13 protein-coding genes are annotated in these 14,494 nt (G+C 74.4%); 6 read left to right on the top strand and 7 right to left on the bottom strand.

Translation table 11 applies throughout. The features are described 5' to 3' along the window. The first annotated feature begins 4 nt into the window (after positions 1 to 4). Complete coding sequence (locus tag AB0N29_RS12675; protein ID WP_364867152.1) at positions 5 to 925, top strand: carbohydrate kinase; 921 nt, start codon at positions 5 to 7, stop codon at positions 923 to 925. 22 nt (positions 926 to 947) lie between these two features. On the opposite strand, the gene AB0N29_RS12680 is transcribed toward AB0N29_RS12675, so the two are convergent. Further along, the gene (locus tag AB0N29_RS12680) at positions 948 to 2,603 is read right to left on the bottom strand and encodes an FAD-dependent oxidoreductase (protein ID WP_364867154.1); all 1,656 of its coding nucleotides are present in this window, start codon (positions 2,601 to 2,603) and stop codon (positions 948 to 950) included. A gap of 27 nt (positions 2,604 to 2,630) precedes the next feature. Between AB0N29_RS12680 and truA the strand changes: the two genes are divergently transcribed. Then, the gene (gene truA, locus AB0N29_RS12685) at positions 2,631 to 3,461 is read left to right on the top strand and encodes a tRNA pseudouridine(38-40) synthase TruA (RefSeq protein WP_302268057.1); all 831 of its coding nucleotides are present in this window, start codon (positions 2,631 to 2,633) and stop codon (positions 3,459 to 3,461) included. Next, positions 3,458 to 4,111 carry a methyltransferase gene (locus tag AB0N29_RS12690; protein WP_364867156.1) on the top strand — a complete coding sequence of 218 codons (654 nt, stop codon included), beginning with the start codon at positions 3,458 to 3,460 and terminating at the stop codon, positions 4,109 to 4,111. The genes truA and AB0N29_RS12690 overlap by 4 nt, the downstream gene beginning before the upstream one ends. A gap of 24 nt (positions 4,112 to 4,135) precedes the next feature. On the opposite strand, the gene AB0N29_RS12695 is transcribed toward AB0N29_RS12690, so the two are convergent. Together AB0N29_RS12695 and AB0N29_RS12700 are read right to left on the bottom strand one after the other, a co-directional pair. After that, complete coding sequence (locus AB0N29_RS12695; protein WP_302268056.1) at positions 4,136 to 4,684, bottom strand: hypothetical protein; 549 nt, start codon at positions 4,682 to 4,684, stop codon at positions 4,136 to 4,138. A 91-nt stretch (positions 4,685 to 4,775) separates the two neighbouring features. Next, entirely contained in the window at positions 4,776 to 5,534 is a 759-nt protein-coding gene (locus tag AB0N29_RS12700; protein WP_302268055.1) for a ZIP family zinc transporter, read from the bottom strand. A gap of 494 nt (positions 5,535 to 6,028) precedes the next feature. Between AB0N29_RS12700 and AB0N29_RS12705 the strand changes: the two genes are divergently transcribed. Both AB0N29_RS12705 and AB0N29_RS12710 read left to right on the top strand, forming a co-directional pair. Continuing rightward, positions 6,029 to 7,321, top strand: coding sequence for an HNH endonuclease signature motif containing protein (locus tag AB0N29_RS12705; protein WP_364867158.1), 1,293 nt, complete (start codon positions 6,029 to 6,031; stop codon positions 7,319 to 7,321). Positions 7,322 to 7,743: 422 nt separating this feature from the next. Next, complete coding sequence (locus AB0N29_RS12710) at positions 7,744 to 8,019, top strand: hypothetical protein (RefSeq protein WP_364867161.1); 276 nt, start codon at positions 7,744 to 7,746, stop codon at positions 8,017 to 8,019. A 37-nt stretch (positions 8,020 to 8,056) separates the two neighbouring features. Here the strand turns inward: AB0N29_RS12710 and AB0N29_RS12715 are convergent, their stop codons facing one another. Genes AB0N29_RS12715 through AB0N29_RS12725 form a run of 3 tightly spaced genes read right to left on the bottom strand, consistent with a single transcriptional unit; the run spans position 8,057 to position 11,213 of the window. After that, positions 8,057 to 9,004, bottom strand: coding sequence for an alpha/beta hydrolase (locus AB0N29_RS12715; protein ID WP_364867164.1), 948 nt, complete (start codon positions 9,002 to 9,004; stop codon positions 8,057 to 8,059). Between the two features lie 43 nt (positions 9,005 to 9,047). Continuing rightward, on the bottom strand, positions 9,048 to 10,199 hold the full coding sequence (locus AB0N29_RS12720) for an acyl-CoA dehydrogenase family protein (protein ID WP_364867166.1): 1,152 nt from the start codon (positions 10,197 to 10,199) through the stop codon (positions 9,048 to 9,050). 48 nt (positions 10,200 to 10,247) lie between these two features. Continuing rightward, the gene (locus tag AB0N29_RS12725) at positions 10,248 to 11,213 is read right to left on the bottom strand and encodes a phosphatase PAP2 family protein (protein ID WP_364867168.1); all 966 of its coding nucleotides are present in this window, start codon (positions 11,211 to 11,213) and stop codon (positions 10,248 to 10,250) included. Between the two features lie 149 nt (positions 11,214 to 11,362). Between AB0N29_RS12725 and AB0N29_RS12730 the strand changes: the two genes are divergently transcribed. Beyond that, positions 11,363 to 13,060 carry an ATP-binding cassette domain-containing protein gene (locus AB0N29_RS12730; protein ID WP_364867170.1) on the top strand — a complete coding sequence of 566 codons (1,698 nt, stop codon included), beginning with the start codon at positions 11,363 to 11,365 and terminating at the stop codon, positions 13,058 to 13,060. Between the two features lie 36 nt (positions 13,061 to 13,096). On the opposite strand, the gene AB0N29_RS12735 is transcribed toward AB0N29_RS12730, so the two are convergent. Beyond that, positions 13,097 to 14,461, bottom strand: coding sequence for a trypsin-like peptidase domain-containing protein (locus tag AB0N29_RS12735; protein WP_364867172.1), 1,365 nt, complete (start codon positions 14,459 to 14,461; stop codon positions 13,097 to 13,099). Between the last annotated feature and the right edge of the window lie 33 nt (positions 14,462 to 14,494).

Genomic DNA, 14,494 nt, shown 5'->3' on the forward strand with positions numbered 1-14,494 from the left:
CGCCATGGAGCCGGGTGCGGAGCAGGACGTGCTGGTGGTGGGGGAGTCGCTCGTCGACGTCGTGCGCGCGGCGGACGGGACGACGCGCGAGCACCCCGGGGGCAGCGCGGCGAACGTCGCCGTCGCGCTGGCCCGGCTCGGGCGGCCCGTGCGGTTCGCGACGGCGTACGCCGAGGACGACCACGGGGCGATGCTCGCCGAGCACCTCGCGGGCTCCGGCGTCCGGCTCGCCACCGACCCCGCGACGATCAGCCGCACCTCGACCGCGCTCGCCACGATCGGCACCGACGGGGCGGCCAGCTACACCTTCGACCTGGCCTGGGAGCTCGGGCCGGTGGACCCGGACCCCGCGCCCGTCGTGGTGCACACCTGCTCCCTGGGCGCGGTGCTGGCGCCCGGCGCGGAGGACGTCGTCGCCCTGCTCCGGCGGCTGCGGGACCGGGCGACGGTGACGTACGACGTGAACGCGCGGCCGGCGGTCACCGGCACCGGACCGGACGTGGTCGCCCGGGTGGAGCGGGTCGCGGCACTGGCGGACCTGGTCAAGGCCAGTGACGAGGACGTCGCCGCCCTGTGGCCGGACCTCGACGAGGCCTCCGCCGTCTCCCGCCTGCTGGACCTCGGGCCGGCCGCGGTGGTGGTGACGCGGGGTGGCGAGGGGGCGACGTGGACCGGTGCGCGGAGCGCGGTCGAGGTGGCCTCCCTGCCGGTCGAGGTCGCGGACACGATCGGGGCCGGCGACACCTTCGGGGCGGCGCTGGTCGACGCGCTGTGGGAGCGGGGCCTGCTCGGCGCCGACCGGCGCGCGGCACTGGGCGCGATCGGCGACGAGGAGGTGGCCGCCGTGCTCGACCACGCCGCGCGGGCGGCGGCGGTGACGGTGTCCCGGCCCGGCGCCGACCCGCCGTACCGCCACGAGCTCTGACGCGGCGGCCTGAGGCAGCTCGCTAGGGCGCCAGCCACTGGTGGACGAGCGGCACCACCGAGGCGCCCTCGCCGCTCGCGGCCGCGACCCGCTTCATCGAGCCGGCGCGGATGTCGCCGGCGGCGAAGACGCCGGGCAGGGTCGTCGCGAGGTTGGCGGGCGGCAGGCCGTCGTGCCAGCGGTCCTTGGGCACGTCGCGACCGGTGAGCACGAAGCCGCGGTCGTCGCGCGCCACGGCATCGGGCAGCCAGTCCGCCTGCGGCTCGGCGCCGAGCAGGAGGAACAGGCCTCCCACGCTGCGTCGCGTGAGTTTCCCGTCGCGGGTGTCGCGGACGGAGATCCACTCCAACCGGCCGTCGCCGCCGCCGTCGACCACCTCGCTGCAGGTGGTCACCGTGATCCGGGGGTTGTAGGCGATCTCGCCGAGGAGGTACTGCGACATGGTCTCGGCCAGGCTGGGGCGGCGGACGAGGACGGTGACCGAGCGGGCGAAGCGGGCCAGGTGCACCGCGGCCTGGCCGGCCGAGTTGCCGCCGCCCACGACGACCACGTCCTGGTCCTCCATCTCGCGCGCGGCGGTCATCGCGGCGCCGTAGAAGACGCCGCTGCCCACCAGCTCCTCGAGCGGCTCGACCCGGAGCTTGCGGTAGGCGACGCCGGTCGAGACCACCACGGCGCGGGCGGCGACGTCGCCGCCGTCGGTGCGCACAACGTGCGGCACCTCGCCCTCGCCGGGCACCAGCCCGTGCACGGTCCAGCCGGTGACGAAGCGGGTGCCGAACCGCAGGGCCTGGTTCCGCGCCCGCTGGGCCAGCCGCATCCCGGAGATGCCGCGCGGGAAGCCCAGGTAGTTGCGGATCATCGAGCTGGTGCCGGCCTGCCCACCGATGGCCTCGGCCTCCAGCACCACGCAGGTGAGCCCCTCGGAGGCGGCGTACACCGCCGTCGCCAGCCCGGCCGGCCCGCCGCCGACCACGCACACGTCGACGGTGCCGTCCACGTCGAGGTCGCTCGGCGCGCCGTACAGGCTCATCGCCACGGTGCGCACCGTGGCGTCCTCGACGACCGGGCGCTCGGGCGCCCACACGAGGGGGTACGCCGCGTCGTCGGAGCCGTCGCCGAGGAGGTGGCGCGCGACGGGGTCGTCGGGGTGGTAGACGCGGCTGGCCATGCCCATCCGGTCCAGGAAGTCGCGGATGGCGAGCACCCGGCCGTCGCGGACGGGGCTGATGATCTTCGCGGAGACGACCTCCGGCTCCGCGATGGTGGCGCCCCAGTCGCTCAGCAGGTCGGTGACGGCGTGGTGGAACTCCTCGTCGCGGGTGCCGCGCGGCATCAGCAGGTAGGCGTCGTACTTGCCCTTGGCCATGCCCGCGCGCAGGGCGGGGGCGTCGGCCAGGAACCGGTCCCAGTGCGCGGCGATCATCCGGCGGGCGTTGGGGACGACGGCACGCCAGCGGTGGAAGCCCTCGAGCACGTGGCAGTCGGGCAGCACCGACTCGGCGACGAACATCGCGACCGTGCCGCCGCCCGCCACGATGTCGCGGGCGACCTCCTCGGCCTCCGCGCAGCTGCGGGCGCAGCGCACGTCGTACTCCCGCTCGTAGCGTCCGAAGGCGTCCTGGAGGTCGTCGACGTGGTGCTCGGAGACCAGGACGATCGCGGGGGCTGCGCTCACGGGGACAGCGTACGGAAGGATGAGGGGGTGCGGATCCGGATCGACCTCGCCTACGACGGCGGCGGCTTCCACGGCTGGGCGGCCCAGCCCGGCCTGCGGACCGTGCAGGGGGAGCTCTCGGCGGCCGCGGCGACCGCGCTGCGGGTGCCCTCCGTGCACCTGGTGTGCGCTGGCCGCACCGACACCGGCGTCCACGCCCGCGGGCAGGTGGTCCACCTCGACGTCGAGCCCGAGGCACTGGCCCACTCGGCCGGCCGCTCCCCGGACCCGCCGCTCGAGGCGCTCGTGCGGCGGCTCAACGGCATCCTCCCCGCCGACGTGCGGGTACGCCGCGCGGTAGAGGCGGCACCGGGCTTCGACGCCCGCTTCTCCGCGCTGTGGCGGCGCTACGCCTACCGGGTCGCCGACAGCCCGGCGGCCGTCGACCCGCTGGTGCGCGGCCACGTGCTCGCGTGGCCGCGCCCGCTCGACGTCGACCTCCTCAACGAGGCCGCCGTCCTGCTCGTCGGCCAGCACGACTTCGCGTCGTTCTGCAAGCAGCGCGAGGGCGCGACGACGATCCGCGTGCTGCAGGAGCTGTCCTGGCGGCGGCTGCCGTCGGGCGTGCTGGAGGCGACCGTGCGCGCCGACGCGTTCTGCCACAGCATGGTGCGCTCGCTGGTGGGTTGCCTGATCGCCGTCGGCGAGGGCCGCCGGCCGGTGGCCTGGGCGGGCGACGTCCTGGCCGCCGAGCGCCGCGACGCCTCCGTGGCCGTCGTGCACGCGCACGGACTGACGTTGGAGGAGGTGGCCTACCCGCCCGACGCCGAGCTCGGGGCGCGGGTCGAGCTCACCCGCGCGAGGAGGACCGCACCGTGACCGATGCCCACCCCGATGCCCACCCCGAGGACCAGCCCGAGGACCTGCCCGGGCAGGACGAGCACTACTTCTCCGCCGACCCGACCGTGCCGTTCAAGCGGGCGGCGGTGACCGCGGAGGTCTGGGGGCGGAGCCTGTCCCTGGTGAGCGGTTCCGGCGTCTTCGCGCGCGGTCGCGTCGACATCGGGACCGCGGTGCTCTTCCGCGAGACCGAGCCGCCCGCCGGCGGGCGGGTCCTCGACCTGGGCTGCGGCTACGGCGTCATCGGGCTCGCGGTCGCGGTCTGCGCGCCGGGGTCGACGGTCACCGCCGTCGACGTCAACGAGCGGGCGGTGCTGCTCGCCAACGACAACGCCGCGGCGCTCGGCGTCGCCGACCGCTACCGCGCCGCGGTGCCGGACGCCGTCGACCCGCACGCGACGTACGACGAGATCTGGTCGAACCCGCCGATCCGCATCGGCAAGCAGGCGCTGCACGAGCTGCTGCTCACCTGGCTGCCGCGGCTGGCGCCGCACGGGCGGGCGGTCATGGTCGTCGGGAAGAACCTGGGCGCGGACTCGCTGCAGCGGTGGCTGGGCGACCAGGGCTTCCCGACGACCAGGCTCGCGTCGGCCAAGGGCTTCCGTGTGCTGGAGTCGCGCCGGGGCTGAGGCCGCCCCGGCCGCCGTCAGGCGTCAGGGGGCGAGCCGGCCGAGGAACCCCGTCTTCTGCTCGGTCGCGCGCTGCTGCTCGCCGGCGAAGGAGCTCACGACGACCAGCGCGCCGGTCAGCGCGGGCACCACCCACTGGAGCGCGGCCAGCTGCTTCTGGGCCTTCGCGACCTCCGGCGGGGTCCCCGCCTCGGGCTCGGTGCCCGAGGCTGCGGGCATCTGGGTCTCCTGGGAGACCTTCTTGCCCAGCGCGCGGGAGTACGCCGTCGCCCCGAGCGCGGCCGCGGTGAGGGCGGTCTTCGCGACCACCATCGAGCCGACGCCCTCCTGGCCGGCGACGCGGGTCTTGTTGCCGCCGAGCTGGCCGATGCTGCCGACGAGGTGGGCGCCGATCGCCGCGGCGTTCACGGGGGTCCAGCGGTCCCAGCCGGTGTTGGCCACGGCGCCGACGTCGGTGGAGGAGGTGGCCTGCGCGGCGGCGGGGTTGAGGGCGACGGCGTTGGCGAGCGTGCCGCCGAACCAGGCCGCGAGGCCGACGTCGTGCAGGGAGCGGGAGAGCGTGTTTCGAGCCATGGTCGGGTGACCTCCGGGGTCGATGGGGGAGCCCTCGCGGTACCCGTGGGGTGCCCGCGGATACGGCCGACGGCGCCTTGTCGGTGTGGCGTCAGATGCGCTCAATGCTGAACGCCACGATGAACCCGACCGTGGCGAGCAGCCCGGCGTAGAGATGGGTGTCCTCGAACGCCTCCGGGATCATCGTGTCGGCGATCATCGCGAGGATCGCCCCGGCCGCGACTGCGGTGATGACGGCGATGGTGGTCGGCGAGGCGCCGTCGAGCAGGAGCGCGCCGAGCAGGCCGGCGAGGCCGCTGGCCACCGCGATGCCGCCCCAGACGCCGAAGACGTAGCGGGCGCCGCGGCCGCTGCGCTTCATGCCGGCCGCGGAGGAGAGGCCCTCGGGCAGGTTGGAGATGAAGATCGCGGCGAGCACGGGCACCCCCACGCCGCCCCCGCCGAGCAACGAGATGCCCAGGACGACCGACTCCGGGATCCCGTCGAGCAGCGCGCCGACCGCGATGGCGGCGCCGCTGCCCTGCTGCTCCTCCTCCGAGGCCTGCTGGTCCTGCGAGCGCTTGCGGTGCCGGGCGCCGCGGCGGGCCAGGGCGATGTTGGCGGCGACGTACACCACCGCGCCGCCGAGGAAGCCGGTGGCGGTCGCCGCGAGGCCGCCGGTCCGCTCGGCCTCGTCGACGAGGTCGAAGGCGAGGGCGGACACCAGCACGCCGGAGCCGAACGCCATGACGCCGGCGACCACCCGCTGCGGGACGGCCACGAACCACGCGACGAGCGCGCCGACCACGAGCGCGCCACCGGCCAGGAGCCCCCAGCCGCCGGCCTGCAGCCACACGGGTACGTCGGTCACGGAGCCACGGTGTCCCACGGGGCGCCGGCCAATCAGTCGTGCCCCCTCCCGGCCTGTGTCGGTCGAGCGGCGAGCCCCGGCGAGCGTCGTCGAGACCCGCGCTGCTGGTCGAGCAGCGAACCCTGGCGAGCGTCGTCGAGACCGACCACTGCTGGTCGAGCAGCGAGCCCCGGCGAGCGTCGTCGAGACCCCCCGCTGCTGGTCGAGCAGCGAGCCCCGGCGAGCGTCGTCGAGACCCCGCACCGCTGGTCGAGCAGCGAGCCCCGGCGAGCGTCGTCGAGACCCCGCACCGCTGGTCGAGCAGCGAGCCCCCGGCGAGCGCCGTCGAGACCCCGCACCGCTGGTCGAGCAGCGAGCCCCGGCGAGCGTCGTCGAGACCCTGCACCGCTGGTCGAGCAGCGAGCGTCGTCGAGCGTCGTCGAGACATCCGTCGCCGCTCCACAACCGTGCGCTCGAACCTTCCATTCGAACACACGTGCGAGTAGAATGAGGCCATGGCCCTCACCGCGACGCTCGAGCACCCGCTGGACACCCCAGCCGACGTGCTCGCCGCTGCCCGTGCGAGCCAACGCGCGGCGAACGCCGCCGAAGCCGAACTCCTCCAAGCCGCAGTGCAGTGGTGCGTGATGCACCCCGCCGAATCGATCACCGGGTCGATCAGCACCTCTTCTGCGTGGTCGACGCTGAAGGGGTTCGGCGACAAAGCGATCGGCCTCGCCGGGGAGGGTGCACCGTTGGTGAGCGAGTTCGCCGTCATCGAGTTCGCCGCCGGGATCGGGAAGTCCGAGGACGCCGGCCGGACCTACCTCGCCGAGGCCCTCGAGCTGCGCTACCGCCTCCCCCGGACCTGGACGAAGGTCACCAACCTCGCCCTCCCCGCGTGGAAAGCCCGGTCCATCGCCCGGCGCACCCTGCACCTGGTCAAAGCCGGTGCAGGGTTCGTGGACACCCACGTCGCCCCCGTCGCCGCCACCATCGGCCCCGCCGCGCTCGACCGGCTCCTCGACGAAGCACTCGTCCGGTTCGACCCCGCCGAAGCCGAACGGGTCCGGTACGAACGCACCGAAGCCCGCCACTTCACCATCCAGACCCGACAGGTCTCCTACGACGGCCACGTCGACATCTGGGGCACCCTCGACCTCGCCGACGCCCTCGACCTCGAGGACGCGATCACCAAGGGCGCCGCCCGCCTCGCCCAGCTCGGGTCAACAGAGGCCGAAGGCGCACGGCGGGCGATGGCCGCCGGCGACATGGCCCGCCGCCAGCTCCAGCTGCAGTTCGACACCGACCCCACACCCCTCGTCGTCCACGTCCACCAGAAGGCGGGTGGTGAACTCGACGGCATCACCCGGGTCGAAGCCACGAGGGGGTTCGTGCTCACCACCCAGCTCGCCGAGTGGTGCACCCGCGCCGCCCGCGACGGCGCACACATCACCATCAAGCCCGTCATCGACCTGAACGAACGCATCCACGTCGAGGCCTACGAGGTCCCCGACCGCCTCTCCGTCCAGACCCGGCTGCGAGACCACCACTGCGTCTTCCCCTGGTGCACCCGCCCCGCCCACACCACCAGCAGAGTCGACGACGACCACGTCGTCCCGCACAGCAGGGGCGGGCCCACCGCCACCGAGAACATCGCCCCACTGTGCCGACGCCACCACCGCGTCAAGACCCACACCGGCTGGCACCAACACACACCCCGACCAGGGACCTACCTGTGGCGCAGCCCCACCGGGCAGACGTACCGGGTCGACCACCACGGCACCCACGACACCACCGAGACCTAGCCACCCCGCCGGAGCAACCAACCGGCGGGGCACAGGCACGCCCGCCGCGACCTCGACCGTGGTGTGCTGGTGCCATGAGGGCGACGCGTGCAGGAGGGGCCGTGCTGCTCGTGGTCGTCCTGGGCGCATGCTCCCCGGGAAGCGGCGGTGAGGACACTCCCGGGTCGGGCCCGGGTCCGGTCGACGAGGTGGCGGCGGTCGACGGGCCGCCGTGCCCGGCGCGGCTGCCTCAGGCGGAGGACGGGACCAGCGGGTTCGGGACGACCGAGCCGGCCGCTTCGACGCCCGACCTGGCTGGCGCCGATCGGGCGTGGACGTGCAGCTACCGGGCGGTCGAGGGCCACCGGTCGGCGGTCGGCGCGGTGTACCGCTGGGAGCGCCAGGGTGCGCCGACGACGGTGCCGGAGGCTCGTCTCGGCCGCGTGGACCGAGCACTCGCCGCCCTGCGCCCGGTCAAGGCGACGCGGGCCTGCCCGGCCGACCTCGGTCCGCGACACCTCCTGGTGCTGGTGCACGAGGGCGACCTGACCGCCGTTGCCGTCGACGACTTCGGTTGCGACGACGTGCGACTGAGCGACGACCCGTCGGCGACGGCACCCGGCGAAGGACGAGGCGAGGGTGAGGGCCAGCACGGCCGGGCGGTCCCCGGCGTGCTCGCCGGCGGCCGGGAGTTGCTCGACGCCCTCGGCCTCGGCTGACCGCGACCCGGGGTGTGCCCGGGGTGTGCCCGGCGGGTCAGCCGTGCAGCACCGCGCGGAACAGCGCGCAGGTCTCCTCGACGGCCGCCTGGGCGGCGGCCGAGTGCCGACCCATGTCGACGAAGCCGTGGATGAGGCCGGGGAAGGTCCGGTTCTCGACCGGGACCCCCGCATCGGCGAGCGCCCGGGCGTAGGCGTTGCCGTCGTCGCGCAGCGGGTCGAACTCCGCGGTCACCACGACGGCGGGGGCGAGGCCGTCGAGGCGGCCGTTGAGCGGCGAGAGACGCGGGTCGGACAGGTCGCCGGCGGTGCCGACGTACTGCGCCCCGAACCACTCCATCGTGCGCTGGTCGAGGAAGTAGCCCTCGGCGTTGTCGGTGTGCGAGGGGTAGGACCCGCCCATGTCGGTGACGGGGTAGACCAGCAGCTGGCCGGCGAGCGGACGGTCCTCGTCGCGGAAGGCCTGGGCGACCACGGCGGACAGGTTTCCGCCGGCCGAGTCGCCGGCCACGGCCATCCGGTCGTCCCCGCCGAGGTCGGCGAGGGAGTCGGAGACCCAGCGGGCGGCGGCGAGGGCGTCGTCGACGCCGGCGGGGAACGGGTGCTCCGGCGCGAGCCGGTAGTCGACCGAGACGACGACGGCGTCGCACAGCGTGGCGATGGTGCGGCAGGTCAGGTCGTGGGTGTCGAGGTCGCCGATGACGAAGCCGCCGCCGTGGAAGAACGCGACGGTCGGGAGGGTGTCCGCACCCGCGCGGGGGCGGTAGACCCGGGCCGGGCGCTCGCCGTCGCCACCGGGCACGGTGATCTCCTCGACCGCGTCGACGGCGGGGACGGACGCGGGGTCGCGCAGGTCGACGGTGAGCACCCGGAAGCCCTGGCGCGCCTGCTCGGGCGACTGCTGCCACATCGGCGGGTGGCCGGCGCCGGCCATCAGGCCGAGCAGGCCGGCGAGCTGGGGGTCGAGGTCCGGGTGCAGCGTCACGAGCGTCCTCCTGGGAGCCGGGTGCGGGTGGGGTGGAACGGGGTCAGACGAAGGCGTTGATGCCGGTCTCGGCACGCCCGATGAGCAGCTTCTGCACCTGGCTGGTGCCCTCGTAGAGCGTCATCACGCGAGCATCGCGGAGGTACTTCTCGACCGGGTGGTCGTCGACGTACCCCGCGCCGCCGTGGACCTGGATCGCGTTGTTCGCGGCGCGGACGGCGGCCTCGGAGGCGAAGAGCTTCGCCTTGGAGGCGGCGACCCCGAACGGCTCGCCGCGGTCGATGAGGTCCGCGCACCGCCACACCAGCAGTCGCGCGGCGTCCGCGTCGAGGGAGATGTCGGCGATCATGTCCTGGACGAGCTGGAAGCCGGCGATCGGGCGGCCGAACTGGGTGCGGCTCGTGGCGTACGAGACCGCCGCCTCCAGGCAGCCCTGGACGATGCCGACGCAGCCGGCGGCGACCGAGACCCGGCCCTTGTCCAGGGTGGTCATCGCGATCTTGAAGCCCTGGCCCTCCTCGCCCAGCCGGGCGGAGGCGGGGACGCGCACGTCGTCGAGGTAGAGCTCGGCGGTGGCCTGCCCCCGGAGCCCGAGCTTGCCCTTCACCTCGCGTGCCTCGAAGCCCGGCGCGTCGGTGGGGACGAGGAAGGCGCTGACCCCGCGGGCGCCGGGTCCGCCGGTGCGGGCGAAGACCAGGGCCACCTGCGCCCAGGTGCCGTTGGTGATGAAGAGCTTGCGGCCGGTGATGACGTAGTCGTCGCCGTCGCGCACCGCCCGCGAGGTGAGGTTGCCGGCGTCGGAGCCGGTGTCGGGCTCGGTCAGCCCGAAGCAGCCGAGGACCTCGCCCGACGCGATCCGGGGCAGCCACTCCTGCTTCTGCTCCTCGGTCCCGGCCGCCAGGATCGACTTGCCGACCAGGCCGTTGGAGACCGACACGATCCCGCGCAGCGCGGAGTCGGCCCGGCCCAGCTCCTCCATGGCCAGGACGTACGTCAGGTAGTCGCCGCCGAGCCCGCCGTACTCCTCGGGGATGGTCAGCCCGAAGAAGCCGATCTGCGCCATCGCGGGGATGATCGCGGTGTCGACGGCCTCGCGACGGTCCCACTCGGTGCGGTGCGGCACGGCTTCGCGCTCCAGGAACTCCCGCGCCAGCGCCCGGAAGCCCTCCTGCTCGTCGGTGAGGCTGAGGTCCATGCGGTCATCCTGCCCGGGCGGGCCGAACCGCGGGGCAGGACCCGGGGGTCAGTGGTGGGCGGGCGCCCGGTCCTGCCGACGCTCCCACCAGCCGCAGCCCGCGAGGACCAGCCCGGCGAGCGCGCCGCCGGCCACCACGTCGACGACGTAGTGCTCGGCGAAGTAGACCAGCGCCAGCGACATCGCGAGCGGGTACGCCGCGAGCAGCCACCGCCAGCGGGTGCGCAGCCGCAGGATCCCGTAGCCGGCGACGAGGAACGCGATGCCGGCGTGCAGCGACGGCATGGCGGCCACGGGGTTGCCGACGCCCTGCAGGACCAGGTCGAAGCGACCCAGGCCGAGGTCGGCCCAGCCCCGGCTGGTGATCCGGGTGACCTCGCCCATGTAGCCGTCCCGCGAGGCCATCCACGGCGGCGCCATCGGGTAGAGGATGTAGACGACCAGGGCGCCGAAGTTGATCGCCAGGTAGCGCCGCATCCAGCGCACCCACTCCGGGCGGCTGCGCAGCCACAGCACCGCCGCGAGGGTCAGGCCGGTGACGAAGTGCGAGGCGTAGACGGTCGTCAGCGCGACGTCGTACCAGCGAGGCGCGGAGTCACGCACGCACGGGTCGCCGCACCACGCCGCCTGCAGGTGCTCGCTGGGGGTGGTGCCGCCGCCGAGCCACTCGTCGACGCGGATGGGCATCGTGACGTGCACCGGCAGGCCGAGCTCGTCGGTCAGCCCGCGGCTGTAGAAGTAGATGACCAGGCCGACCACAGGCGGCCACCAGTCCCGGAGGAACTGCAGGTGGTACCGCGGCCGCTCGCCGACGTTCCAGGCGATCGTGCCGAGCCAGAGCCACACGAACACCTGCACGGTGTCGTTGGGGATGCCGAGCACCTCGGACCAGGCGATCAGCGCGACGACGTAGACGGCCATCGCGACGACCCGTGCGGGGCGGCGGGTACGCCGCGCCGGGGCCGGGCCGGGCTCGGCCGAGGGGTGCTCGGGCACCTCCTCGACCTGTGTCACGCACCTCATCCTAAAGAGGGGTCTGGGTCGTCCGCGAGCGCACCGCGGAGACCTGCGCGACACCTCGGGTGCAACCCGAGCGGGCGGGACGGCGGGCGGGACGGTTAACGAGGTGCGCGGCCGGGCGGCCTCGCGCACAATCAACGCTCGTGGGCCATGTGGACGTCGCCGGGGTGCGCTACGAGCTGCCGGACGGGCGGGTGCTGCTCGACGAGGTGTCCTTCCGGGTGGGGGAGGGCCAGAAGGTCGCGCTGGTCGGCGCGAACGGCGCCGGCAAGACCACGCTGCTGCGGATCATCACCGGCGAGCTCCAGCCGCACGCCGGCGTGGTGACCCGCAGCGGTGGGCTGGGCGTGATGCGTCAGCAGGTCGCGCACGGGTCGACGACGGTGGCCGACCTCCTGCTCAGCGTCGCCCCGCCCCGGGTCCGCGCGGCGGCTGCCGAGGTGGACCGCCTCGAGCTGGCGCTCATGGACACCGACGACGAGCGCACCCAGCTGGCCTACGCCACGGCCCTGGCGGAGTACGCCGACGCCGGTGGCTACGACGTCGAGGTCACCTGGGACGTCTGCACCACGGCCGCGCTCGGCGTGTCGTACGACCGGGCGAAGTACCGCGAGCTGACCACGCTCAGCGGCGGCGAGCAGAAGCGCCTCGTGCTGGAGGTGCTGCTGCGCGGGCCGGACCAGGTCCTCCTGCTCGACGAGCCGGACAACTACCTCGACGTGCCCGGCAAGATCTGGCTCGAGGGCCGGATCCGGGAATCGGACAAGACCGTGCTGATGATCAGCCACGACCGCGAGCTGCTGGACAACACCGCCACGCGCGTCGTCACCGTCGAGCTCGGCAGCGGCGGGCACGCCGCCGGCAACACCGTGTGGACGCACCCGGGCGGCTTCACCTCCTACCACCAGGCGCGCGCCGACCGGTTCGCCCGGTTCGCCGAGCAGCGCAAGCGGTGGGAGGAGGAGCACGCCAAGCTCAAGCAGCTGGTGCTCCACTACAAGATCAAGTCCGAGTACAACGACGGCATGGCCTCGCAGTACCGCGCAGCCCAGACCCGGCTGCGCAAGTTCGAGGAGGCCGGCCCGCCCACCGAGCAGCCCCGCGAGCAGCAGGTCACCATGCGGCTGCGCGGCGGGCGCACCGGCAAGCGGGCGGTGGTGTGCGAGCAGCTGGAGCTCACCGGGCTGATGCGTCCCTTCGACCTCGAGGTCTGGTACGGCGAGCGGGTGGCCGTGCTCGGCTCGAACGGGTCGGGCAAGTCGCACTTCCTCCGCCTGCTGGCGGCCGGCGGCAGCGACCCCGACGTCGAGCACCGGCCGGTCGGGGAGGTCGCGGTCGCGCCGGTCGCGCACACCGGCCGGGCCAAGCTGGGGGCCCGGGTGCGCCCGGGGTGGTTCGTGCAGACCCACGAGCACCCCGAGCTGGTGGGCCGCACCCTGCTGGAGGTGCTGCACCGCGGCGACGGGCACCCCGGCGGGCGCCAGGGCCTGGGGCGGGAGCAGGCCGCACGCGTGCTGGACCGCTACGAGCTGGCGCACGCGGGCGAGCAGACCTTCGAGTCGCTCTCCGGCGGCCAGCAGGCGCGGTTCCAGATCCTGCTGCTCGAGCTGTCGGGCGCCACGCTGCTGCTGCTCGACGAGCCCACCGACAACCTCGACGTCCAGAGCGCGGAGGCGCTCGAGGAGGGGTTGGCGGCGTTCGACGGTACGGTGCTGGCCGTCACGCACGACCGCTGGTTCGCCCGGGGCTTCGACCGCTTCCTGGTGTACGGCGCCGACGGGGCGGTCTACGAGTCCGACGGCCCGGTGTGGGACGAGGGCCGGGTGGCCCGGGCGCGGTGATCCGCCCCGGGGCCGCCCGGCCCCTGCCGGCAGGGTTCAGTCCTGCGTGGCGTCCGAGTCGAGTTCGAGGGTGACCGTCTGCTCCTCGTCACCGCGGAGGAAGGTCACCTCGACCTCGTCGCCGGGGCGGTAGGAGCGGATGGTGGCCACCAGCGAGTCGGCGCTGGAGATCATGGTGTCGTCGACCTTGGTGATGACGTCGTCGGACTCGATGCCCGCCTCGTCGGCGGTCGAGCCCTGGGTGACCTCGCCGACCCGGGCGCCGACCACGTCGCTGTCCTGCTCGGGCTGCTGCGGCTGCTGCTGCGGGCCGAGCTGGCCCTCGAGACCCTCGGGGAGCTGCACGGTCGCGGCGTCGCCGACGGTGATCCCGAGCCGGGCGTGGGTCGGCGTCTCGCCGTCGGTCATCTGCTCGACGATCGGCATGACGGGCTCCATCGGGATCGCGAAGCCCAGGCCGATCGAGCCGGACTCCGAGCCGGCGCTGTCCGAGGCGGTGCGGATGGAGGAGTTGATGCCGATCACCTGGCCGGCCATGTTGACCAGCGGGCCGCCGGAGTTGCCGGGGTTGATCGCGGCGTCGGTCTGGATCGCGGGGTAGGTGGTGGCGTTCTGCTGGTCGTCGGTGCCGACGTTCACGGGGCGGTCCAGCGCGCTGACGATGCCGCTGGTGACCGTGGACTCCAGGCCGAACGGCGACCCGATGGCCACGACCTGCTCGCCGACGTCCAGCGCCTCGGAGTCGCCGATCGTCGCCGGCGTGAGGTCCTCGACGTCCTGGGCCCTGATCACCGCGGTGTCGGTGAGCGGGTCGGTGCCGAGCACCTCGGCGTCGGCGCGGGTGCCGTCGTTGAACGCCACCGTGATCTCGCCGCCGTCGGCGGCCAGGTCGACCACGTGGTTGTTGGTCAGGATGACCCCGTCGGAGCTGAGGACGATCCCGGAGCCGGAACCGGCACCCTGGCTCCCGGCCACCTCGATCTGGACGACCGACGGCAGCACCGTGGCGGCCACCTGCTGGACCGACCCCTCCGGGGCCGGCTCGTCGGAGGTGCTCACGACCTGCGAGGTCGTCCGGTCGCTGCCGCCGGCCGAGGACGAGCCGTCGTCGTCGTACGCCGACCATAGTGCCGCGCCGCCGATGCCGGCGCCGCCGCCGACCACGAGGGCACCGGCGAGCACGGCCGCGGCGAAGCCGGACCGGCCGCGGCGCGGGGGAGCGCCGGCGGGTGCCGCGGGCGCGGCGCCGGCGGGCGGGCCGGTCGGCGCCGGCCCGGCGGGGTACGCCGGGTGCGCGGTGGTCGGCTGGTCGTCCCCAGCGGGGCGGCCCCCGGTGGGGGCGCCCCCGGTCGGACGCAGCGGGGCGGTGTCGTCGTGGGGGAATCGGTCGCGCTCGGTCATGTCTCCACGGTGCCCAGCGGGTCTGTGACGATC

The sequence above is a fragment of the Nocardioides sp. NPDC092400 genome (assembly GCF_040684155.1).
In the GTDB taxonomy this organism is placed as follows: Bacteria; Actinomycetota; Actinomycetes; order Propionibacteriales; family Nocardioidaceae; genus Nocardioides.

Coding starts and splice junctions, on each gene's coding strand:
- AB0N29_RS12675 (WP_364867152.1), top strand. CDS start 5: ATGGAGCCGGGTGCGGAGCAGGACGTGCTGGTGGTGGGGGAGTCGCTC.
- AB0N29_RS12695 (WP_302268056.1), bottom strand. CDS start 4,684: ATGGCTCGAAACACGCTCTCCCGCTCCCTGCACGACGTCGGCCTCGCG.
- AB0N29_RS12705 (WP_364867158.1), top strand. CDS start 6,029: ATGGCCCTCACCGCGACGCTCGAGCACCCGCTGGACACCCCAGCCGAC.
- AB0N29_RS12720 (WP_364867166.1), bottom strand. CDS start 10,199: ATGGACCTCAGCCTCACCGACGAGCAGGAGGGCTTCCGGGCGCTGGCG.
- AB0N29_RS12735 (WP_364867172.1), bottom strand. CDS start 14,461: ATGACCGAGCGCGACCGATTCCCCCACGACGACACCGCCCCGCTGCGT.